This is a genomic window from Taibaiella helva, assembly GCF_003545695.1.
Lineage (GTDB): Bacteria > Bacteroidota > Bacteroidia > Chitinophagales > Chitinophagaceae > Taibaiella > Taibaiella helva.
The window spans coordinates 112,721-133,576 of the sequence record NZ_QUZZ01000004.1 but is presented as its reverse complement, the minus strand read 5'-3'; the positions used below and the strand labels follow the sequence as shown (position 1 = coordinate 133,576).

The window sequence follows — 20,856 nt, the reverse complement described above, 5'->3', positions numbered from 1 at the left end:
ATAATTGTTTCTTTGGAAATAATGATCCATGCGTTTGTACAGATCGTCTTTGGTTCAGGATTCAGGGCTGTGCAGGTGAATTAATTTGTAATCCTTTCGTATTCCTTTTATTTTTGCCGCCTTGCCTGGATCGATTCATTGACGCTTAAATCTTCCATTTTAAAACCTAATTTCCCCGTCGCATACATGAACAGAAAGCAAAGCATAGCGGATAGCGCCCTTACCTTATTTGCCAGCAGGGGCTATGATAACACTTCCACGCAGCTGATCGCAAAAGAAGCCGGGGTTTCAGAAGCCCTTATCTTCAAGCATTTCGGCAATAAGGAGAAGCTGCTTTCCTTTATCATTAAAGAGGGGTATAAGCGCATCGTTGAGAGCAACCGTGGTATTTTCCAGGACAAGCAACCGCTGGATTTCGTCTATACGGTGATCGAATTGCCGTATAAGCTGGTATGGGAAGAGCCGCAATTCTGGGAATTGCAGTATCGTCTCCTGGACCTGGAGATATCGATGAAGCAGCACGAACGTTTCATGCAGCCGCTGAATGCTATGCTGGTAAAGGCTTTTAAAGAGCTGGGCTATGAACAACCGGAAAAAGAAACTGAGCTGATGCTCGTATTTGTAGAAGCCTTCTGGAAATACCTGATCGCGCACCGGGAAGAGAACAAGACCAAGTTCCTGGAGCTGCAGCGTTTTTTTAAAACAAAATATGCGCAACATCGCTGATCTTTGGAAGAGGCCCTGAATGCCTCTTTTTTTATGTCGCTTTACTAAGTATGAAATATACCATGGAAACACACATCCTTAGCGGACAATACGTAGATCTGTTCCAAAGGAAGATATTCCCCGCAGAGCTACGTATTTCCGGAAGCAAAATTGCAGCCATTATCCCCTTGGAAACAGCGCCTCAGCACTACCTGCTGCCTGGCTTTGTCGACGCGCATATTCATATCGAAAGCGCGATGCTGGTGCCTTCGGAATTTGCGCGTATGGCGGTAGTGCATGGCACGGTCGCTACGGTAAGCGATCCGCACGAGATCGCTAATGTATGCGGTGTGGCCGGTGTAGATTATATGATCCGCAATGCTGCCGGCGTTCCCCTGAAATTCAATTTTGGTGCACCCAGCTGTGTGCCGGCTACACCTTTTGAATCCGCAGGAGCTACTATAGATGTTACCGGCATTGAGGCTTTGCTGGAACGAAAAGAGATCCGCTACCTGGCGGAAATGATGAACTTTCCGGGTGTGCTGAATAAGGACGTCTCCGTAATGGCCAAGATCGCGGCAGCGCAGCGAAACGGAAAGCCTGTCGACGGCCACGCCCCGGGCCTGCAGGGTGATGCGGCCCGCAGGTACGCTTCGGCGGGCATCAGCACCGATCACGAATGCGTAGCGCTGGAAGAAGCCCTCGATAAGATTGAAGCGGGTATGCTGATCCTGATCAGGGAGGGAAGCGCAGCCCGCAACTATGCAGCCCTGGCGCCGCTGCTGCGCAGCCATCCAGGCAAAGTCATGTTCTGCAGTGATGATAAACATCCCGATGAGCTGGTGAAAGGACATATCAACGAGCTGGTGGTAAGAGCTGTGGCGGAGGGATACCCGGTCTTTGACGTGCTGCATGCCGCCTGCGTGCTGCCGGTGCTGCACTATGGGCTGGATGTGGGATTGCTGCGTGCAGGAGATCCCGCCGACCTGATCGTGGTCGATAACCTGGAGCAGTTTACCATCCTGGAAACGTATATCGACGGTCGTAAAGTGGCGGAGCAGGGCAAGAGCCTTGTTGCGTCTATACCTGTGGAGCCGATCAATCACTTTAATGCTTCCGCGCTTGTTCCCGAAGCCTTTCGCCTGGCAGCGCCGGCAAAATCGGCTGCTGCAATTGGCTGCCGTGTGATCGATGCGCTCGACGGGCAATTGATTACCGGTACTTCGGAGGCCTTGCTCCCGGTAGCCGATGGTGCCGTTATGACCGATGCCCGCCAGGATGTGCTGAAGATCGTTGTCGTGAACCGCTACCGGGATGCCGCACCGTCAATTGGCTTTATCCGCAATTTCGGCCTGAAGCGTGGCGCCCTGGCTTCCAGTGTGGCACATGACAGCCATAACATTGTCGTGGTCGGCGTAGACGATGAAAGCATCTGCCGGGCGGTAAACGCCATCATTGCGCACAAAGGTGGCATCAGCCTTGACGACGGAGCAGCTTCGGAAATCATGCCGCTGCCGGTGGCCGGCCTTATGACCGATGGCGATGCAGCCTCGGCCGGCCTGCAATATGAAAAATTGACGTTAAAAGCGAAGACGCTGGGCACCAAGCTGGCAGCACCTTTTATGACCTTGTCCTTTATGGCCTTACCTGTGATCCCTTATTTAAAGATGACGGACAAAGGCCTGTTCGATGTGAGCCGTTTTGCGTTTACCGACGTCTTTAGCACTGCCGCAAACGGTGCTGAAGGTGCCTGAATTGGCAAATATTCTTTATTTTTGGCTTTTGTTTAGCCAGTGGGGCAGCTATGAAGTACCTTATCCTGATTATGTCGTTTTGGGTGATGTCGCCGGAACTTTATGCCCGGCAGAAGGTAGGCGCTACACCTGTTACGTCGCTTTCTGAAAAAGAAAGACCGAAATATCCCGGCGGCGATGCCGCATTGAAAAAATACCTCTGCCTTAACCTGCGTTATCCCTCTAAGGCGATCGATGAAAAGGTGCAGGGCGAGGTCGTGGTCTCCTTCCTTATCGATGAACAAGGCCGTATCTCCGATATAGCCGCAACCAAAGGCATCGGCTATGGCTGCGATGAGGAGGCGATACGCGTGGTGAAGGCCATGCCCAGGTGGCAGCCGGGACGGTTGGAAGGGCAGCCGGTAAAGGTAACCTATAACCTGCCTGTCGTTTTTGAATTACAGGACGACTCCGGAAAATAAACGCATGAATCATACAAACATGAAAAAGCTTGGTATACTGCTTGTGTTCCTGCTCTTCGGCGCAGGAATTTCTTTTGCCCAGGAAAAAGGGGGCATTCCCCGGCAGATATTGACGGTGGCCGAACAAATGCCCGAGTTTCCCGGTGGTGTGGAAGCTTTGAAAACTTACCTGGCCAAAACACTACATTATCCCAAAAGCGCTTATAAAAAAGAGATACAAGGCCGCGTGCTGGCCCGCTTTATCGTAGAGCCGGATGGCAGCATCAGCGATCCGGAAATACTCAACAGCCTCAGCGAAGACTGCGACAAGGAGACCCTGCGCGTGATCCGGAAGATGCCCCGCTGGCACCCCGCAAGGCAAAATAATGCCTTTGTCGCGGTGTATTACACTTTACCCATTACCTTTAGCCTCGATTAATCATAACACATGAGAAAAAGCATTGGCATATTGCTGTCTTTGTTACCGCTTGGCACTATGGCACAGCAGGTAAAGGATAAGCCAGGGAAGACTGAGAACATAACTGCTCCTAAACCGCCGCAGGAACGTATATTCCGTACCGTAGAGCAATTGCCCGAGTTTCCCGGCGGTAGCCAGGCGCTACAGGCTTACTTCAAACAACGGCTGCATTATCCGCCCGCTGCCTTAAAGATGAATATAGAAGGCCAGGTCGTGCTGCAGTTTGTCGTCGATCAGGCGGGGAAGATCAGCGATATCCGGATAATGAAAGATATCGGCGGCGGCTGTGGCCGGGAAGCAGTACGGCTGGTGGAAGCTATGCCCCAATGGCGGCCGGCCAAACAAAGCGGCCACCCGGTAAGCTGCATCTATAGCCTCCCCGTTGCTTTTCACAAAGACAAAGTGGATACCGCGGGGATAAAACGATAGCGCCTATGTTGTACAAAACAGGAATAATCCTGCTCTTGAGCGGGCTTAGCTATGCGGCCAGCGGCCAGCAAGCCGATACGGCCGGTAAGCCGATACCGTCCTATGATCCGAAGGACATCCTTATCGATGCTCCGCCTTCGGCTCCGGTGGATGCCCGGCAGGAGGTAGAGCAGATGCCTGAATTTCCCGGCGGGCAACGCGCGCTGATGTCCTACCTTTCCAGGACCCTGGAGTATCCCCATAAAGCCGTCGTCGACGGCGTGGAGGGCAAAGTGCTGGTTGAGTTTGTCGTTTGTGAGAACGGCGCCCTGTGCGAAGAAAAAATAATCAAAAGCCTTGGCAGCGGCTGTGATGAAGAAGTGCTCCGCGTAGTGAAGAAGATGCCAAAGTGGAAGCCGGCCCTTAAGGACGGAAAGCCGGTGAAAACGAGCTACAGGTTACCCGTACAATTTAAGTTTGCGGAAGAAGCACCCAAAGAAAAGAAATAACCAATTGATGCCAGAAAAGATATTTGAAGATTTTTCAAAGCTGCATGTCATCGTAGCCGGCGATGTCATGCTGGACAATTACCGCTGGGGCGATGTAGAACGTATCTCCCCCGAAGCACCGGTACCGGTGGTTTCGATACGCCGGTCGGAAAGCCGCCTGGGTGGCGCTGCGAACGTAGCGCTCAACTGCAAAGCCCTGGGGGCAAAAGTAACAGTCGCCAGCGTGATCGGCGACGATGAAGAAGGTCGCAGGCTGCTGCAATTGCTGGAAGAGCAGGGCGTAGGTACCACACTGATCCATAAGAGCGATGCGCGCATCACCACGACCAAGACCCGCATCCTGAGCCGTAACCAGCAAATGGTACGCCTCGATACCGAAATGAAGGAGGAGCTGAATACCCGCGACGAGCATGCTTTTATTGATGCGACGCTGCGTTTTCTCCAGATACAAAAACCCGATGTGCTCATCTTTGAAGATTATAACAAAGGCGTGCTTAAAGAGAATGTGATCGACAGGATCATCGCGCATTGCAAAGCCCTCAATATACTGGTGGCCGTGGACCCCAAGCTGGATCATTTCTTTGCCTACCGCCAGGTAGATATTTTCAAGCCCAACCTTAAAGAGATCAGGGAAGGTCTGCATTTGCCGCTGGTGAATATCGACAGGACTGCGATGGATGAAGCGCACCGTCTGCTGCAGGAACGGCTGCAGCACCGTATTTCCTTTATTACGCTTTCGGAAAGAGGCGTTTATTACCACGATGAGAACGGCGGAAAGATAGTACCTTCGCACCTGCGGCAGATTGCGGATGTAAGCGGCGCCGGCGACACCGTGATCGCTGTAGCAGCTATGGTCTATGCGCTCACCCGCGATACACAGCTGATGGCCGAATGGTCCAACATTGCCGGCGGGCTGGTTTGTGAAACGGTGGGTGTGGTGCCGGTCGATAAGCAAAAGCTGATGAACGAGATCAGGCGCCTGAAAGGGGACCTGTGATATTCCTTTATTATTTCACTTTTCAAATACGGGACCACGATCCCTTAAACACAACAATGTCTTTAATCACAGTAGGCACGATGGCCTTCGACGCCCTGGAAACACCTTTCGGAAAAGTAGACCGCATTATCGGCGGATCTGCAACTTATGTGGCCTGGGCTGCTTCCAATTTTTATCAGCCCATTAAACAGGTTTCTATTGTCGGCGGCGATTTTCCCCAGGAAGAATTTGACCAGCTGGCTGCCAGGGGTGTAGTGTTCGACGGTGTAGAAGTGGTAAAGGAAGGAAAATCGTTTTTCTGGAGCGGGCGTTATCACCTGGACATGAATACCCGAGACAGCCTGGTTACCGAGCTGAACGTGCTGGAGCAGTTCAATCCCCAGCTGCCTGAAAGCTACCAGGACTGTGAATACCTGATGCTGGGCAACCTGGTGCCTGCTGTACAGCAGAGTGTCATCAGGCAGCTGCGCAACCGTCCCAAGCTCATCGTTATGGATACCATGAACTTCTGGATGGATGTTGCCCTGGCCGATCTGAAAGAAACCCTGAAGCTGGTGGATGTGCTGGTAGTGAATGATGCAGAAGCCCGTCAGCTTTCCGAGGAGTTTTCCCTGGTAAAAGCTGCTAAGAAGATCATGGCCATGGGGCCACGATTCCTGGTCGTGAAAAAAGGTGAGCACGGTGCGCTGCTGTTCCACGAAGACCGCGTTTTTTCGGCGCCGGCAATGCCCCTGGAAGTGGTGTTCGATCCCACCGGTGCGGGGGATACCTTTGCGGGCGGCTTCATCGGTCACCTGGCGCGTACCGGCGATATCTCGTTCGATAATATGAAAACGGCGATCATCGTGGGTTCCGCTATGGCTTCTTTCTGCGTGGAAAAGTTCGGTCCCGAAAGGATGAAAGAAATTTCACATAATGATATTGCCCGGCGTATGCAACAGTTTTCGGAGCTGGTTAATTTTGAGACCGCGACGGTCTGATCCGGCAAAAACATGCTGTGCCGTTATGTATTCCCGCAGTCTTTTTTCTGTGAATGAATGCTGCCGGAAATACTTCATTTCTATAATCGCGTATTATAATGTTGCACAAAACGAAGATCATCGCAACCGTAGGGCCTGCTTGCGATACCTATGAAAAGTTACTGGCCCTGGTCCATGCCGGTGTGAATGTATTCCGGCTCAACTTCTCGCATGGTTCTCATGAGAAACATGCAGAAGTGATCGGGAATATCAGGAAGATCAACGGCGAATTTCCGTTCAACATAGCCATCCTGGCCGATCTCCAGGGACCGAAGCTGCGCGTGGGTGAGATTGAGGATAATTCCCTGCTGCTGCTCCAGGACGATATTATCACCTTTACCAATGTGCCCTGTACCGGTACCAAGGATGCTATTTATATTTCTTATCCCAACTTCCATAAGGATGCCAAAGTAGGAGAAAGCATATTGCTTGACGATGGCAAGATCGAGACCCGCGTAACGGAGATCACTGCCGATGGCCTGGTAAAGGCCAGGGTGATCAACGGCGGCGTACTGCTGCCACGGAAAGGCGTAAACCTTCCCGATACACAGATATCCATTCCATCCCTTACGGAAAAAGATCTGCGCGACCTGGACTTCATCATCAACCAGAAGATCGATTGGATCGGCCTTTCCTTTGTACGCCGTCCTAACGATATCCTGGATCTGAAGCTGAAGCTGAAAGATAAGAACAGCCCCGCCAAGATCATTGCCAAGATCGAAAAACCCGAGGCCCTGCAGCACTTGCGGGAGATCATCCTGGCTTCAGACGCGGTAATGGTGGCCCGTGGCGATCTGGGTGTGGAAATGCCCGTGGAGAAGATTCCCATGATCCAGAAAGAGATCGTGCGCAAATGTATCCACCGCGCCAAGCCCGTGATCATTGCCACACAGATGATGGAAAGCATGATCGATCGTACGCGGCCCAACCGAAGCGAGATCACCGATGTAGCCAACGCTGTAATGGAAGGCGCCGATGCTGTAATGCTCAGCGGCGAAACCGCTATGGGCGCGCATCCGGCGCTGGTGGTGCAAACAATGGTCAGCATTGTGCGGGAGGTGGAAAAGGAAGAGACGGTATACAACCGCAACCTGGTGCCGCAGCCGCATTCGCCTTCTTTCCTCAGCGATGCCCTGTGCTACAATGCCTGTAAAATTGCAGAAGATGTGCATGCCGACGCGCTGATCGGCATGACCCAGAGCGGCTACACCGGCTTTATGCTTTCCAGCTTCCGGCCGCATTCCCCGCTGTTCGTTTTTACTAAAACACAGACGCTCATCAACCAGCTCAGCCTGAGCTGGGGCGTACAGGCTTTTTTCTACGATAAGGAAGAAGGTATGGACAGCATCATCGCCGACCAGATCGCCATTCTGAAAGAGAAAGGCCTGATCAAAGCGGGTAATGTGGTGGTCAATACCGGCAGCACACCGGTGAACGAGCATCTGCCTACGAATATGCTGAAGGTGACAAAAGTAAGTTAACCTGGTACGGACTTAATCCTGATAAACGTGTATCGCCGGCTTTCAGCCGGCGATACACGTTTATAGCAGCTATCGATAGCTGTTAATTCGGAGTCCGGCTGATCACCGGGGCATAGCGGGCGTAACGGTAGGCCGGCGGCAAACCGGCTGCATCTTTTTTTCTTGTGGTCACCTTTCCTGTAGCCCGGTTCCCGGTCTCAGACACACAGAGCAATTGGTCGCCCTCGCTCCGGATGTCGACTGCTATTGTTTCAAGGGTATCAAGCATCATGCCTTTCCATTGCGGGGTAAATGCATAGCCGCCACCCAGCCCGATATAATAAGCTGTTATGATTTGCTGCTCCCGATAAAAGGTAGGGTTGGGGAGGTTGATCGCAACAGTGCTGAACCGCCCGTTCCTGCTGTTGAATAAATAGATCGATGCAGCATGCTTAAAGCCCGTTCCGGAGGAACCATAATATTCGATCAGCAAATCTTTGCAGCCATCGCCGTTAATGTTAATCAGGTTGTCGGTGCCATGCAGGCTGCATCATCAGATCGGCTTTTCTGCTCTTCTATCAGTCCTGCGGCCTTCCGGCCCAGGGGAGTGGTGTCTTGTGGCGGGGCAGCAGCCTTTACGAGTGTCTCCTTTTAGGTTATCGTATCCTGTAAAGCCGTTGCGGGTGGCGCCGTTTCCGATCTGCAGGAGAAATAAATCACCGGCACACTCCATAAAAGACGAAGCCATTGGCTGGCCTGCCTTATTGCTTTTGCGCCGCCCATTCTTTTATGTGCTGTTCCAGTATGTCGAGCGGCATGCTGCCATTCTTCAATACCTCATCGTGGAAGGTGGCAATATTGAACCCGGCGCCGAGCTGTTTGGCGCATGCTTCCCTCAGCCTGCGGATCGTGAGCGAACCCACCTTATAGCCAAGCGCTTGTCCGGGCCAGGCCATGTACCGCTCGATTTCTATCGTTGCCGCCTCTGTAGAGATCTGCTCGTTGTCGGTCATGTATTGAATGGCTTCTTCGCGGGTCATGCGGCGGGCATGCAGCCCTGCATCTACCACCAGCCGGATGGCCCTGTGCATCTCGGCGCCCAGCGCGCCCATGTATTGATAAGGATCGGTATACAGGCCCAGCTCCTTACCCAGGCTTTCGCAGTACAGCGCCCAGCCCTCTATGTAAGCATTGTCGCCGGTCGAGAATCTGCGGAAGGCGGGCAGCGTGGTATCTTCCTGCTGCAGGGAGATCTGGTAGTGATGACCGGGGATCGCTTCATGCAGGAACAGGCTTTCCATCTGCTCTTCCACTACATTATATTTTTCCGGATCGAGGATCAGCACATAGAAGACGCCCGGCCTTTTCCCATCGGGACTACCCTGGAAGTATTGCGAGGAGCCGCTCTTGGCCCGGAAGGCTTCGATCTGCCTGATCTCAAAAGGCGTGCGGGGCTCGTGCAGGAAAAGCTTGCGCAGCTGTGGCTTCATGCGTGTGTGAATGTGCTCATAAGCAGCAAGGATCTCTTCAGCACTGTGGAAAGGCATGAAGCGTTTATCGCCAGCCAGGTAGGCGAAGAACGCTTTCAGGTCGCCGGAGAAGCCGGTGGCCGTTTTGATGCTGTCCATCAGCGTACGGATACGCTTCACTTCGGAAAGGCCCAGGTTATAGACCTCGTCAGCCTTCATGCCGGTAGAAGTGCTGCTGCGTATAGCATAGTCGTAATAGGCCTGCCCATCAGGTACGTCCCAGATGCCGGAGCTGGTACGTGCAGCCGGCAGGTATTCCTCCTGCAGGAAGGCGCCCAGCTTTTTGTAGGCCGGGTTGATCACCGATGCGATCATTTCCCGGTAAGCATTACTCAGGCGTGCCTGTTCGGGCCCGGTAATCTCCCTGGGCAGCTTCAGGATCGGCTGGTAGAACACGGAAAGCTTGGGATCGATAGCCACCATGTTCTGCATCTGGGGAATCATTTTTACCACCAGCGCTTTGGGCAATACATACCGGACGGCGATCCCTTTACGGAAATAAGCGATGGCGCTGTCGACATAAGGGCCGAAAGCTTTCATACGTTGCAGCCAGTTGTCATAATCCTTTACCGTATTGAAAGGCTGGATCAATGCGCCGCTGCCCATCTGGGCAAAGGTGAGGTGGAAACCGCCGATCTGCTCGAGCGGTATGTAGTTGCTGTGAAAGGCCAGCCCGTCAAGCTTCCGTTTCAGCTCATAGTTCAGGCAATCGTAATTGATGCGGTCCTTGTCGTTCAGCTTTTCACGGCTGAAGCCTGATAGCTCCTTCTGTATTTTTTTCAGACTGGTTCTGACCTTGGCGCGATAGCTGTCGGTAAAATCGGCATAGAGCTTGTCGTTGTAGCGGTCGTCGCCGTTGGCCGTTGCTTCCAGGGGATACAGCGCGATGTTTTCCTGGTAATAACGTTCGAAAAGCGCTGCCAGTGCAGGGTTCTGTGTACGGGCCCCCGAGGTGGCCGGGGTATCGGAACAGGAAGTCAGGTAAAGAAAGCAACAGAGCAAAAAGACGATCGGCTTATTCATGGAATGGTTGGCTTTTAGTCAGCAGAATGAAGGTAAAACATTCCCTGTGAAAAAAAGACAGCGCATCTTGCGTGAGGCCGGAGCCGGTATAAAGATCAGGTCAGGTCGCTACCATGCTTTTTATTGCGCAGCACATTTTCCAGGTCCCAGGGCACCTGGCATGTAAACGGATGCTGGCGCACCGGGCAGGAGTCAAGGGCACAGATAGGACAGGAGAACGATTCGCAGCCGTCGACATGGACAAACAGCTCTATGGCATTGCCAAACTTGAGCCGGATAAGCCGGTCCAGCGCCTCAATCTCTTCATGAGCTTCCCGCACATTATAATACCAGGGCAGGGTGAGGTGCCCGTCCAGGTGCAGCACATTGCCGTACTGGATCATGCGCAGGTTGTGCAGGTCGGTCCACTGCGGGCGGCGATGCTCCTGCAGGTAAGCGATCAGCTCTTCGAGCAAGGCCAGGTCGGCCTCGTCCATGATCCCCGCCAGGGACTTACGCATCACACGGTAGCCGGCAACAAGGATAACGACCGCGAAGATCATCGCCACTACGGCATCGAGCCACAGCCAGCCGGTAATCTTCATCAGGAAGAGCCCGGCAATAATACCTATAGTGGAATAAGTATCGGTACGCAGGTGCCTGCCTCCAGCCTGCAGCGCTGCAGACTTGACCTTTATGCCACGCTGAATGGCATAAGTACCGGCCGCATAGTTGATCACCGCTGTAGCTGCCAGCAGGGCAAGACCCCAATCCAGCTGCTGCACCCGGCCCGGATGCAGCAGGCTTTCGATCGCCTCGTAAATGATGGCAACGCCCGCGATAATGATAAGCGTACCTTCTATAGCCGAGGAAATAAATTCGGCTTTGCCGTGTCCATAAGGATGGTTCTGGTCTCTGGGCTTGCCAGCCAGCCATATGCTGTACCAGCCGATAAGGCCCGTGGCTACATTGACCGTGCTTTCCATGGCATCGGTAAACACGGCTACGGAGCGGGTCCACCACCAGGCGATGATCTTGATAAGGAACAAAGCGATGGCCAAGAAGGCAATATTGCGTTGAAGGCGGACCTGGCTGGCCATTTCCGGATAGTTATTGAATGAAAGACAAAGTTACGCAGCGGGTTGATCCTCCACGAATGCGGGTTCTTTTAATTTATCGTTACGGAAAAGCCGGCGAAGGGCGGCAGCGGTCCAGCTGCCCAGGCCTGCGGTAACAAAGCCCGTCAGGGCGGTAACGACAATCATAAAGAGATAAGAAGGCAGGTGAAACAGCATTGCCATTTTCCCGCTGAGGATATGTTCATTGGCCTGGTCGGCCATAAGGCACAGCAATATAGTACAAGAAGCAGCACCCAGACCTGCTGCAAGGAAGGCTTGCCAGTGGCGGCGCAGGGGTAGCACAAGCGTAATGCATCCGCCGATAAGGGCCGGTATCCACCAGGGCATTACCATCAATGCAAAGTAGCAGGCGACGGCGTTGAGCAGCAAGACAAATAGAAAGCGCAAGGTGACCTTCGATTAATTGATAAGGCAAGTTAACCCATTTTTACTTTCTTTGTGCCAATTTTGCTCACATGAAACCTGCGACTGCTTTTTTTCAGCTGATCAGATGGCGTAATCTGCTTATTGTGCTGCTGACCCAGTGGTTTATATGGCAGTGTGTGATCAGGCCTATGGTGTCCTGGAGCAGGGTGCCGGTCTTTCTCAATACGCCCCGTTTCCTGCTGCTCAGCCTGTCTACGGTATTGATTGCAGCCGCAGGTTATATCATCAACGACTATTTCGATGTAAAGATCGACCTCATCAACCGGCCGCAAAAAGTGATCATCGAAAAGACGATCAGCCGCAGGGCTGCTATACTCTGGCACAGCCTGTTCAATGTGATCGGCTTCTTGCTGGCCTTATACCTGGCGCGTGCGCTAGGCAATTACTTCGTGGTCAGCATACAGCTGGCCTGCACCGTGCTGCTATGGTTCTATTCCACTACCTTCAAGCGTCAATTCATCACCGGGAATGTAGTGGTCGCCCTGCTTACCGGTCTCACCGTGATGATCCTTGCCGTGTACGAACCGGCTTTGTATCCGCATATTAACTTCCGGTATTTCCTTACGGAAGGCGGCAGGCTGCTGGTCAATCCTTTTGGGGTCATTGCTGTGTATACCTACTTTGCCTTTATGCTGACCTGGATGCGGGAGATTGTGAAAGATATGGAAGATTTCAAAGGGGATGCGGAAGACGGTTGCGTTACGATGCCGATACGTATAGGCCTGCAACGTTCTACCTGGTTTGTGATCGGCTTCGGTATCCTGGCGATCGCTCCCTTGTGCGTCGCAGCGGTGAAGCTGTTCTCCGGCAGCTGGGCGATTCTCGGGGTCTATATCTTTATTGCCCTGGTGATACCCCTGATCGCCTGGCTCCTCTTCCTGCCGCGAAAAGCTACGGCAAAGCATTATGGCGATGCCAGCCGCTGGCTGAAGATCATTATGCTGGCAGGTATTGCATCCCTCTTGCTGTACTTCTGGCTGCAGTACTACCTGTAATTTTTTTAAATAATGTGATGAAAAAGATACTACTCGCTTCCCAATCGCCGCGCCGCAAGCAATTGCTGGAGCAGGCCGAACTATCGTTTGAGATCAGGACGGCGCATGCCAATGAAGACTTTCCCGGCACAATGGCCGCAGAGCAGGTGCCGTTGTTCATTGCCGGTAATAAAGCTAAAGCCGTACAGGATACTTTGCCCGACGGAGAAAGAGCGGATACGGTTATTATTGCAGCCGATACGGTAGTGGTGCTCGACAACCGTATCATCGGTAAGCCCGTTGATGAGGCCGATGCTCATGCGATCCTCCGTAGTCTTTCGGGACGGACGCACAGCGTGATCACCGGTGTTGTGATCCTGTCGGGCAGCTATAAAGAAACGCTGCAGGAAATTACTGAAGTGGATTTTCTGCCACTGACCGATGAGCAGATTGCACATTATGTAGGCCGCTACCAGCCTATGGACAAGGCGGGGGCTTATGCCATACAGGAATGGATAGGCCTGGTGGGTATCCGCCGTATCAATGGTGACTTCTACAATGTAATGGGTTTGCCTGTCAATCGCGTATTGCAGGCCCTGGACCGGCTGTCCTGACCGACTTTGCAAAATGGATGTTAATAAAATAGGCGTCATGCATCATAATTTTTGCATAACGCCTATGCTGCTATCAACCCGATTAATCGATCAGTACCTCGCCGGTCATCTCTTTGGGAATATCCAGGCCCATATAACGCAGTATTGTGGGGGCAAGGTCGCCCAGCTTACCCGGGCGCAGCTTGCCTTTATAGTCGTTGGAAATTAGAAAGAGCGGTACCGGGTTCAAAGTATGCGCTGTGTTAGGGCTGCCATCTTCGTTAACCAGGTAGTCCGAATTGCCGTGATCCGCCGTGAGGAAGATGCCGTAACCCTTTTCCAGCGCCAGGGGCACGATACGTGATACGCAGTGGTCGACCGTCTGCGTGGCCTTGATCGCTGCTTCCCACACACCGGTATGACCGACCATGTCGGTATTGGCGAAATTGAGGCAGATGAAATCTACGCTTTGCTTATCGATCTCGGGAAGGATCGCATCGGTGATCTCGTTGGCGCTCATCTCCGGCTTCAGGTCATAGGTCGGCACATCCTTCGGTGAAGGCAGCAATATGCGCCGCTCGCCTTCGAACGGCTCTTCCCGCCCGCCGGAGAAGAAGAACGTAACGTGCGGGTACTTCTCCGTTTCCGCGATCCTTATCTGTTTCATATGATCGCGGGCCAGCACTTCGCCCAGGGTATTGTTCAGGTTGTCGTTGTGAAAGAGCACGCCGACATTGCGGAAGCTGTGGTCGTATTCGGTCATGGTTACGTAACGCAGCTTCAATGGATGCATATCCTGCTCAGGAAAGGCTTGCTGGGTAAGGACTTCCGTAATTTCGCGGCAACGATCGGTCCTGAAATTGAAGCAGATCACCGCATCGTCCTCCCTGATCTCGGCAAGCGGATTGCCCGCACTATCCGTAGCAATGATCGGCTTAATGAATTCATCGGTAATGCCCGTAACATATGAAGTCTTTACGGCTTCCAGCGGATGCTGTGTACGCTCGCCCTTGCCTTTTGTCAGCGCGTCGTAGGCCAGCTTTACCCGCTCCCAGCGTTTATCGCGGTCCATGGCATAATAGCGGCCGGTAACGGATGCAAGTATACCTCTTGTGCCTGAAAGGCGCTGCTGTAGCTCCTCCAGGAATCCCAGGCCGCTTTTGGGATCGGTATCCCGGCCATCGGTAAACGCGTGAACAGCATAGCGTGGCACGCCCGCTTCTTCGGCATAGCTGCACAGGGCCTCGAGATGGCGGATATGGGAATGCACGCCGCCGTCGCTCAGGAGCCCGATAAAGTGAAGCGTCTTCTGCTTTTGCTTGCAATAGTCCAGCGTTTCCGCCAGCATTGTATTTTGCTTCAGCTCGCCATCTCTTACCGCGATATTGATCCGCTGCAGCTCCTGGTATACAATACGGCCCGCACCTATATTCAGATGACCGACCTCCGAGTTGCCCATCTGGCCTTCGGGCAGGCCCACCGCTTCGCCGCAGGTGATCAGCTCGGTATGAGGATAGGTTTGATAGAGCGAGGATACGAAAGCCGGGTGTGCATTGACGATGGCATCTGCCTTCGGTACTTTACCATGGCCCCAGCCATCCATGATAATCAGCATCGCGCGTTTATGATTCATGCGCGCAAAGATAGGAAAGGATCGGTCGCATAAAACATGTTCCCTGTTGTATATCGACGTTTGGCTTCCATCCGATTTTTCATGATTTTTGCGTGCCTCAGGGTAAGCGTTGTAAAGGAATGTTTCCTATTTGTAAAGAAAAGTGCAAAAAAATGAATTTGTGGCATAATTATTGATCATAAAAATTATTAAAACGTATACCCTAGACCCCAATCCCCGTATGTAAGTATTCCTAGCGAAACATGAAAAAATATTTGGCTATATTTATTGCTGCAATATTTGTATTTGGTAGTGTTTTTGCACAGCCTCAAATCGATGATGTATCCAATTCATTGAACAAGGGCGAGGTATCTAATGTTGTCAAGTACTTTGACCGGATTGTAGATATTACCATCAACAGCGACCAATCTACGTACAGCAAGTCGCAGGCAGAAATGGTGGTAAAAAGCTTTTTCTCCAAAAATCAGGCGCGCTCCTTCCTGGTCAGGCACAAAGGTGTTGCTGCCAGCGATAACTCCGTATTCGTAATCGGGGAACTGAAAACTGCAAATGGCCCTTACAGGGTCTATATTTTTTTCAAACAGAGAGATAAAAACTATTGGCTGCAGCAGATAAAGTTTGAGCAATAAGCTCCTTCGGCCCGCCCTTCGCTATTTTTACTATTTTTGCCTCCTCTAAAACATAAAAGTCAATTCTTTGCATGGCAAAAATTATCCCTTTTAAAGGCCTGCGGCCGCCCCGGGCGCTGGCATCTCAGGTTGCTACCCTGCCTTATGATGTTTGCAGCGTGGAAGAGGCACGGCAATTCAAAGACAATCCTTATCACTTCTATCATGTTACCCGTTCGGAGATCGACCTTAGCCCTACAGTAGATGTACACAGCCCCGAGGTGTATGAAAGAGCTGCCGAGAACCTGAACGATATGATTGAAAAGGGTGTTTTGGTACAGGATAAAGAGCCCTGCTATTATCTCTACGAGCTCGTAATGAACGGGAGATCCCAGACCGGCCTGGTGTGCGGCTCTTCCCTGGATGACTATAACAACGGGATCATTAAGAAGCATGAATATACGCGGCCTGAAAAAGAGCTGGACCGCATCAATCATATCAAGACCACACACGCGCAAACCGGCATCGTTTTCCTGGCCTACAACAATGTGGAAGCCATGGATCGCTTTGTCGCCGACTGGAAGCAGGAGCATGAGCCGGACTACGACTTCACTGCTGAAGATGGCATCCGCCACATCTTCTGGGTGATCAGCGATTACAGTAAGGTAAGCCTCATCACCGACCTGTTTGCCGATGATGTGCCGGCAACTTATATTGCAGACGGCCATCACCGCGCGGCCTCTGCTGCAAAGGTGGCCGAAGAATTCCGCGAGCAGGAGCTCCGTATCTCCGGCGATGAATCTTTCAATTACTTTCTTACCTGCATCTTCCCCGCCAGCCAACTGCAGATACTCGATTATAACCGCGTGGTAAAAGACCTGAACGGGATGAGCATCGACGTATTTCTGGCAGCCCTCGAAAAAGACTTTACTGTTACCCTTAAAGGCAAAGAACAGTTCAAACCGCAGCAGGCGCATGAGTTCGGACTATATACCGGCGGTAGCTGGTACCAGCTGACTGCCCGCGAAGGCACCTTCAGCACCGACCCCATTGGGGTGCTGGATGTGAGCATTTTGCAGCAGAATGTATTGAGCAAGCTGCTGGAAATACACGATCCGCGTACCGATAAACGCGTGGAATTTGTAGGTGGCATCCGTGGCCTGGGCGAACTGGAAAAACGTGTGAACAGCGGTGAAATGGTGGCCGCCTTCTCCTGCTACCCGGTAAGCATCCGCCAGCTGTTCGAGGTGGCCGATAGCGGTAACGTCATGCCGCCCAAGAGCACCTGGTTTGAGCCGAAGACCCGCGACGGGCTGGTCGTTTACATGATCTGATCGCTGAGATGATATATTGCAGACAGCGCCCGGAACCTATTCCGGGCGCTGTTTTTGCTGCCATGCTTGTAGCGGCGTAGCATGCTACGTTAGTACCCAACCAATATATCTCTGTATGCACGGTTTTTATCGGTACCTGGTGTAGAGACGTAGCACATGCTACGTCTCTACACCAGGTACACAGGGTTACATCTCCACTCTACACACAGGTTATATTTCTATCCAGGGTACGTTTAACCGCTTCTGCTGTATTTCAGCCGGGCTCCGTTTTCGTTTGCAACAGCATTTCGATATGCGGAATACCATCTTCAAGGTAGGATTCGCCTACAGGCAAAAATCCCAGCGATTCATAAAAGCGTTGCAGGTATAGCTGCGCGCTGATGCGTACAGGAACATTGTTCCAGCGCATCCGGATACAAGCAAGAGCCTCCTGCATCAACTGCCGGCCGATGCCCTGGCCCCTGGCCGCGCTATCGCTGGCAACACGGCCGATAGAGGATTCGGGATAAGATAAGCCAGCCGGCAAGATGCGGCAACAGGCCAGCATGCGGGCCTGTCCGTCGCTGCACCACAGGTGCAATGCATCCTGGTCTTTATCATCCTGGTCCAGGTAAGGGCAGTTTTGCTCTACAACAAAAACACGGCTGCGCAGCTGCAACAAAGCATAAAGCTCGGCAGTGCTGAGCTCGTCAAAAGATTTGCAATGCCAGTTCATACGACAAAGATAGCGCTATGCCGCTGCCGGAGCGGTAACAACTTATTCACTTCCTTTTTCAGGGCATTCCTTATTTTTACGGCTCACTAAACGGCAAACCTCATGACCCAACTCAACCCAGCAGGTCCGGCGGGAACAACAGGCGGCAAGCCGGCACGCAACGCCGGGTTTTACCTGTTGCAGGCTATCCGCATTCTCGTCGGATTGTTATTCATCTTCTCGGGGCTCATCAAAGCCAACGACCCCTCGGGGCTGGCCTACAAGATGGAAGAGTTCTTTGAGCTGTGGCACATGACGTTCTTTTCACCTTATGCGCTCGCCTTCTCGATCACCATTATCGTTTTTGAGATTGTGGCCGGCGTAGGACTATTGCTGGGCTATGCTTTCCGGCAGTTCTCTTTTCTGCTGCTGCTGCTCATGATCTTTTTTACCTTCCTCACGGGGTATGCGATCTGGTACGAGCATGTCAACCACCGCGAGCTGAAATGTGGCTGCTTCGGTGATTGCATCCCGCTTACGGCGATGCAGAGCTTTATGAAAGATATTGTGCTGCTGGCTCTCGTTATTATCCTTTTCCTTGCCCGGAAACATGTACCCGCCCTGTTCCGCCGTCCCATTAATACCTCGCTGATGATCCTGGCGCTGTTCGGTTCGCTCCTGGTGCAGTGGTATGCGCTGGAGCATTTACCTTATGTCGATTGCCTGCCCTTTAAAGTAGGAAACAATATATGGCAGAAAATGCAGCCGCCTCCCGGTTCCACACCCGATGTGGTCGAATACCGTTATACCATGAAGAACCTGAAGACCGGTGAAACCAAAGAGATGTCGCTGGAAGACTATACCAATTCCAATATCTGGCAGGATTCGCTGACCTGGAAAACAGAAGGCGAGCCCAGGGAGAAAATCATTAAGAAGGGCAACAATACGCCCGAGATCAAGGAATTTAACGTAAGCGACTACGATGGGAACGATTATACCGAAACCCTGCTGAAAGAGCCCGGGTACAACTTTATCTTTTTCCTGAAGGATGTACGGAAAGCCTCGACGCGCAACATGGACAAGCTGCGCCGCCTGTTTGCCAAGTGTGAGAAGAATAATGTAGGCTTCTACTTGCTTTCTGCCAATTCAAAAGAAGAGACAGAAAAGTTTATCAGGGACAACAAGCTGAATATTTACTACTTCGCCATTGATGCAACAGTATGCAAAACGGCTATGCGCAGTAATCCCGGTTTGATGCTGATCAAGGCCGGTACCGTTCTGGGTAAATGGAGCTATAACGATTATCCCGATGGCTTTGAGCTGAATGGAGAAAAGCTGCTGATAAAGTAAGTCTTATTGGCATTTCTTTATGAGTCGGTTACCAACCAAAATATTGCCCGGACGTTAATAATGCATAAATCAAAACTGCATACTATGTCTGGTCTATTGTATCTTATTGCCGTCATCCTGGTTATCGGATGGGTATTTGGTTTCTTCGTTTTCCATGTAGGAGGTGGCCTTATTCATATCCTGCTGGTAATCGCCGTCATAGCCGTATTGCTACGGATCATCAGGGGGGAAAGAATTTAACGGTTTTGCCCGCTGTTACAGGAGCTGTCTCTAAAAGATGGCTCCTGTTGTTTTAATGGCTGCACCGTAGGACAAAAGAATGCCCGGGCTCAGCCCGGGCATTCTTTATTGCGACAAAGATAATCTTCAGGATATGTGATGCTTTAGGTCGCACGGGTAAGCTTGATCACCATAGACTTGTACTCCTTGCCATTTGCGGTGTTGAACATTTCCATTTCCTGCGTATTGGCATCAACCCAACGAAGCGTTTGCCTTACCGGCATGGCTTTGCCCGTAACCGGATCGGTAGTGGTGCCTTTAAGCTCAAGCATTTTCTTTGCCGCATCGTATTTGCCTTCCATATACATAATACCGGTACCCATATTGTCGATCCAGGTGCTGAAGAAGACCCTGCGGCCATTATCGTAGCCGGTAGTGCTGATGCCTTCGAAGGGCATGCCCATCATATCGCCGGTATGTACGCTGCGCTGGTAGCGGCCGCCGAGGATCATTTCATTATTGCAGGAGGCCTTGGCGGTAGAGGGCGGTGCGTCGGGCGCCATGTAGAACGTGATCTCCTCATTCCATTTGCCATTTTCCTTGGCCATGGCCTGGTGCTGTTCGCCCGGGGTCATAAAGGCCATCCAGGCTTTTTCTTCCGCCGTTTGCGCGACGGCAGAGAGGCTGATCAGTGTTGCGGAGAGTAATAGAAGCTTTTTCATAGAACGTAGTTTTGTGCAAATATATTCTATTAATCTTTATATCGTCTTCGCTTTAATGGAATTTTCATATAGCAAAAAGGGAGCTGTTCCCTATGGAAGCAGCTCCCTGACAGATGAAACCCGGTGGGCAAAAACCGCTTACTGGATATCGATCACTTTGTTGGTTGCAATAACGGCTTCTTTCTTCGGCAGGGTCAGCAATAAGATACCGTTGTTATAGGCAGCAGTGATCTTTTCGGTGTCTACCTGTTCGCCGAGCGTAAAGCTGCGTTTGAAAGAGCGATGCTTAAACTCCCTGCGCAGCCATTTGCCTTCTTCTTTTTGTTCGCCTTCTTTTAGCTCGAAAGAGAGGGTCAGCACTTTGTCGTTCACCTGGAGCTTGAGGTCTTCCTTGGCCACGCCGGGTGCAACCACTTCAAGGGTATAGCCCGATTCGTTTTCTTTTACGTTTACAGGCACCTGGTAGCTATGGCGTACCCATTCATCATGTCCCGCATCATCGCGGAAAAAACGGGCCGCATTACCGTTAAAGATATCTTCAACCAGGCCATTGAATGTACGGGGCAGGAAATGATTTGTTCTTACCATTTTCATTAGATTTAAGTTTGAATTAAAATTTTTAAAGGATTACCTTTTGTTTGAAAGCTGTAGAGCAAAACCTGTACCAGTGAAAATTTTATGACTTATTGTCATTTGCAAATGAGATTTAATGACGAAATGTCATTTTTGATTTTTTCAGAATGAAGATCAGGCATGAATGCTGAATTTTAAGCAGAAATGGGTGATATTACAAAAAAAACATTTCATTTTACCGTTCTTTTTTTTGAAATTTGCCTTACTTACGATGGGTTAGTAAGTAAAGC

At 51.6% G+C, this 20,856-nt stretch carries 23 protein-coding genes; 15 read left to right on the top strand and 8 right to left on the bottom strand.

The window, feature by feature from the left end:
- Window positions 1–186 precede the first annotated feature (186 nt).
- From DZC79_RS08320 to pyk, 9 genes are all read left to right on the top strand, one after another.
- The gene (locus DZC79_RS08320) at window positions 187–726 is read left to right on the top strand and encodes a TetR/AcrR family transcriptional regulator (protein ID WP_118951099.1); all 540 of its coding nucleotides are present in this window, start codon (window positions 187–189) and stop codon (window positions 724–726) included.
- 62 nt (window positions 727–788) lie between these two features.
- A complete protein-coding gene (ade, locus tag DZC79_RS08315; protein ID WP_118951485.1) occupies window positions 789–2,459 on the top strand; it encodes an adenine deaminase in 1,671 nt (556 codons plus the stop codon).
- A gap of 50 nt (window positions 2,460–2,509) precedes the next feature.
- Window positions 2,510–2,920 carry an energy transducer TonB gene (locus DZC79_RS08310; protein WP_118951098.1) on the top strand — a complete coding sequence of 137 codons (411 nt, stop codon included), beginning with the start codon at window positions 2,510–2,512 and terminating at the stop codon, window positions 2,918–2,920.
- 19 nt (window positions 2,921–2,939) lie between these two features.
- Window positions 2,940–3,338, top strand: a complete 399-nt coding sequence (locus tag DZC79_RS08305; protein ID WP_157977008.1) for an energy transducer TonB — start codon at window positions 2,940–2,942, stop codon at window positions 3,336–3,338.
- A gap of 9 nt (window positions 3,339–3,347) precedes the next feature.
- On the top strand, window positions 3,348–3,806 hold the full coding sequence (locus DZC79_RS08300; protein WP_118951096.1) for an energy transducer TonB: 459 nt from the start codon (window positions 3,348–3,350) through the stop codon (window positions 3,804–3,806).
- A gap of 5 nt (window positions 3,807–3,811) precedes the next feature.
- On the top strand, window positions 3,812–4,294 hold the full coding sequence (locus DZC79_RS08295; protein WP_118951095.1) for an energy transducer TonB: 483 nt from the start codon (window positions 3,812–3,814) through the stop codon (window positions 4,292–4,294).
- A gap of 7 nt (window positions 4,295–4,301) precedes the next feature.
- On the top strand, window positions 4,302–5,291 hold the full coding sequence (locus DZC79_RS08290) for a bifunctional heptose 7-phosphate kinase/heptose 1-phosphate adenyltransferase (protein WP_118951484.1): 990 nt from the start codon (window positions 4,302–4,304) through the stop codon (window positions 5,289–5,291).
- 56 nt (window positions 5,292–5,347) lie between these two features.
- Entirely contained in the window at window positions 5,348–6,271 is a 924-nt protein-coding gene (locus DZC79_RS08285) for a PfkB family carbohydrate kinase (protein ID WP_118951094.1), read from the top strand.
- Window positions 6,272–6,369: 98 nt separating this feature from the next.
- Window positions 6,370–7,791 (top strand): pyruvate kinase, encoded by a 1,422-nt coding sequence (gene pyk, locus DZC79_RS08280; protein WP_118951093.1) that lies wholly within the window; start codon window positions 6,370–6,372, stop codon window positions 7,789–7,791.
- A gap of 82 nt (window positions 7,792–7,873) precedes the next feature.
- On the opposite strand, the gene DZC79_RS08275 is transcribed toward pyk, so the two are convergent.
- The 4 genes from DZC79_RS08275 to DZC79_RS08260 form a co-directional block, all read right to left on the bottom strand.
- Window positions 7,874–8,263 (bottom strand): hypothetical protein, encoded by a 390-nt coding sequence (locus DZC79_RS08275; RefSeq protein WP_118951092.1) that lies wholly within the window; start codon window positions 8,261–8,263, stop codon window positions 7,874–7,876.
- Between the two features lie 268 nt (window positions 8,264–8,531).
- The gene (locus tag DZC79_RS08270) at window positions 8,532–10,322 is read right to left on the bottom strand and encodes a DUF885 domain-containing protein (RefSeq protein WP_118951091.1); all 1,791 of its coding nucleotides are present in this window, start codon (window positions 10,320–10,322) and stop codon (window positions 8,532–8,534) included.
- A 95-nt stretch (window positions 10,323–10,417) separates the two neighbouring features.
- Complete coding sequence (locus DZC79_RS08265) at window positions 10,418–11,401, bottom strand: cation diffusion facilitator family transporter (RefSeq protein ID WP_118951090.1); 984 nt, start codon at window positions 11,399–11,401, stop codon at window positions 10,418–10,420.
- Window positions 11,402–11,431: 30 nt separating this feature from the next.
- Complete coding sequence (locus tag DZC79_RS08260; RefSeq protein WP_157977007.1) at window positions 11,432–11,827, bottom strand: hypothetical protein; 396 nt, start codon at window positions 11,825–11,827, stop codon at window positions 11,432–11,434.
- A gap of 68 nt (window positions 11,828–11,895) precedes the next feature.
- Between DZC79_RS08260 and DZC79_RS08255 the strand changes: the two genes are divergently transcribed.
- Both DZC79_RS08255 and DZC79_RS08250 read left to right on the top strand, forming a co-directional pair.
- Complete coding sequence (locus DZC79_RS08255) at window positions 11,896–12,861, top strand: geranylgeranylglycerol-phosphate geranylgeranyltransferase (protein WP_118951088.1); 966 nt, start codon at window positions 11,896–11,898, stop codon at window positions 12,859–12,861.
- A gap of 17 nt (window positions 12,862–12,878) precedes the next feature.
- Window positions 12,879–13,454 carry a Maf family nucleotide pyrophosphatase gene (locus DZC79_RS08250; RefSeq protein WP_118951087.1) on the top strand — a complete coding sequence of 192 codons (576 nt, stop codon included), beginning with the start codon at window positions 12,879–12,881 and terminating at the stop codon, window positions 13,452–13,454.
- Between the two features lie 82 nt (window positions 13,455–13,536).
- Here the strand turns inward: DZC79_RS08250 and gpmI are convergent, their stop codons facing one another.
- Window positions 13,537–15,066 (bottom strand): 2,3-bisphosphoglycerate-independent phosphoglycerate mutase, encoded by a 1,530-nt coding sequence (gene gpmI, locus DZC79_RS08245; protein ID WP_118951086.1) that lies wholly within the window; start codon window positions 15,064–15,066, stop codon window positions 13,537–13,539.
- A 242-nt stretch (window positions 15,067–15,308) separates the two neighbouring features.
- Here gpmI and DZC79_RS08240 point away from each other — a divergent pair, with 242 nt between their 5' ends.
- Window positions 15,309–15,695, top strand: a complete 387-nt coding sequence (locus DZC79_RS08240; RefSeq protein ID WP_118951085.1) for a DUF4783 domain-containing protein — start codon at window positions 15,309–15,311, stop codon at window positions 15,693–15,695.
- A gap of 71 nt (window positions 15,696–15,766) precedes the next feature.
- On the top strand, window positions 15,767–17,008 hold the full coding sequence (locus DZC79_RS08235) for a DUF1015 domain-containing protein (RefSeq protein WP_118951084.1): 1,242 nt from the start codon (window positions 15,767–15,769) through the stop codon (window positions 17,006–17,008).
- Window positions 17,009–17,261: 253 nt separating this feature from the next.
- Here the strand turns inward: DZC79_RS08235 and DZC79_RS08230 are convergent, their stop codons facing one another.
- Window positions 17,262–17,723: a GNAT family N-acetyltransferase gene (locus tag DZC79_RS08230; protein ID WP_118951083.1), complete on the bottom strand. Its 462-nt coding sequence runs from the start codon at window positions 17,721–17,723 to the stop codon at window positions 17,262–17,264.
- A gap of 102 nt (window positions 17,724–17,825) precedes the next feature.
- Between DZC79_RS08230 and DZC79_RS08225 the strand changes: the two genes are divergently transcribed.
- Both DZC79_RS08225 and DZC79_RS08220 read left to right on the top strand, forming a co-directional pair.
- Window positions 17,826–19,052: a BT_3928 family protein gene (locus DZC79_RS08225; RefSeq protein WP_118951082.1), complete on the top strand. Its 1,227-nt coding sequence runs from the start codon at window positions 17,826–17,828 to the stop codon at window positions 19,050–19,052.
- A gap of 84 nt (window positions 19,053–19,136) precedes the next feature.
- Complete coding sequence (locus DZC79_RS08220; RefSeq protein ID WP_118951483.1) at window positions 19,137–19,292, top strand: lmo0937 family membrane protein; 156 nt, start codon at window positions 19,137–19,139, stop codon at window positions 19,290–19,292.
- 143 nt (window positions 19,293–19,435) lie between these two features.
- Here DZC79_RS08220 and DZC79_RS08215 read toward each other — a convergent pair whose 3' ends face one another.
- Together DZC79_RS08215 and DZC79_RS08210 are read right to left on the bottom strand one after the other, a co-directional pair.
- Window positions 19,436–19,993, bottom strand: a complete 558-nt coding sequence (locus tag DZC79_RS08215) for a DUF1579 domain-containing protein (protein ID WP_118951081.1) — start codon at window positions 19,991–19,993, stop codon at window positions 19,436–19,438.
- Window positions 19,994–20,131: 138 nt separating this feature from the next.
- Window positions 20,132–20,581, bottom strand: coding sequence for an Hsp20/alpha crystallin family protein (locus DZC79_RS08210; RefSeq protein WP_198666827.1), 450 nt, complete (start codon window positions 20,579–20,581; stop codon window positions 20,132–20,134).
- Window positions 20,582–20,856 lie beyond the last annotated feature (275 nt).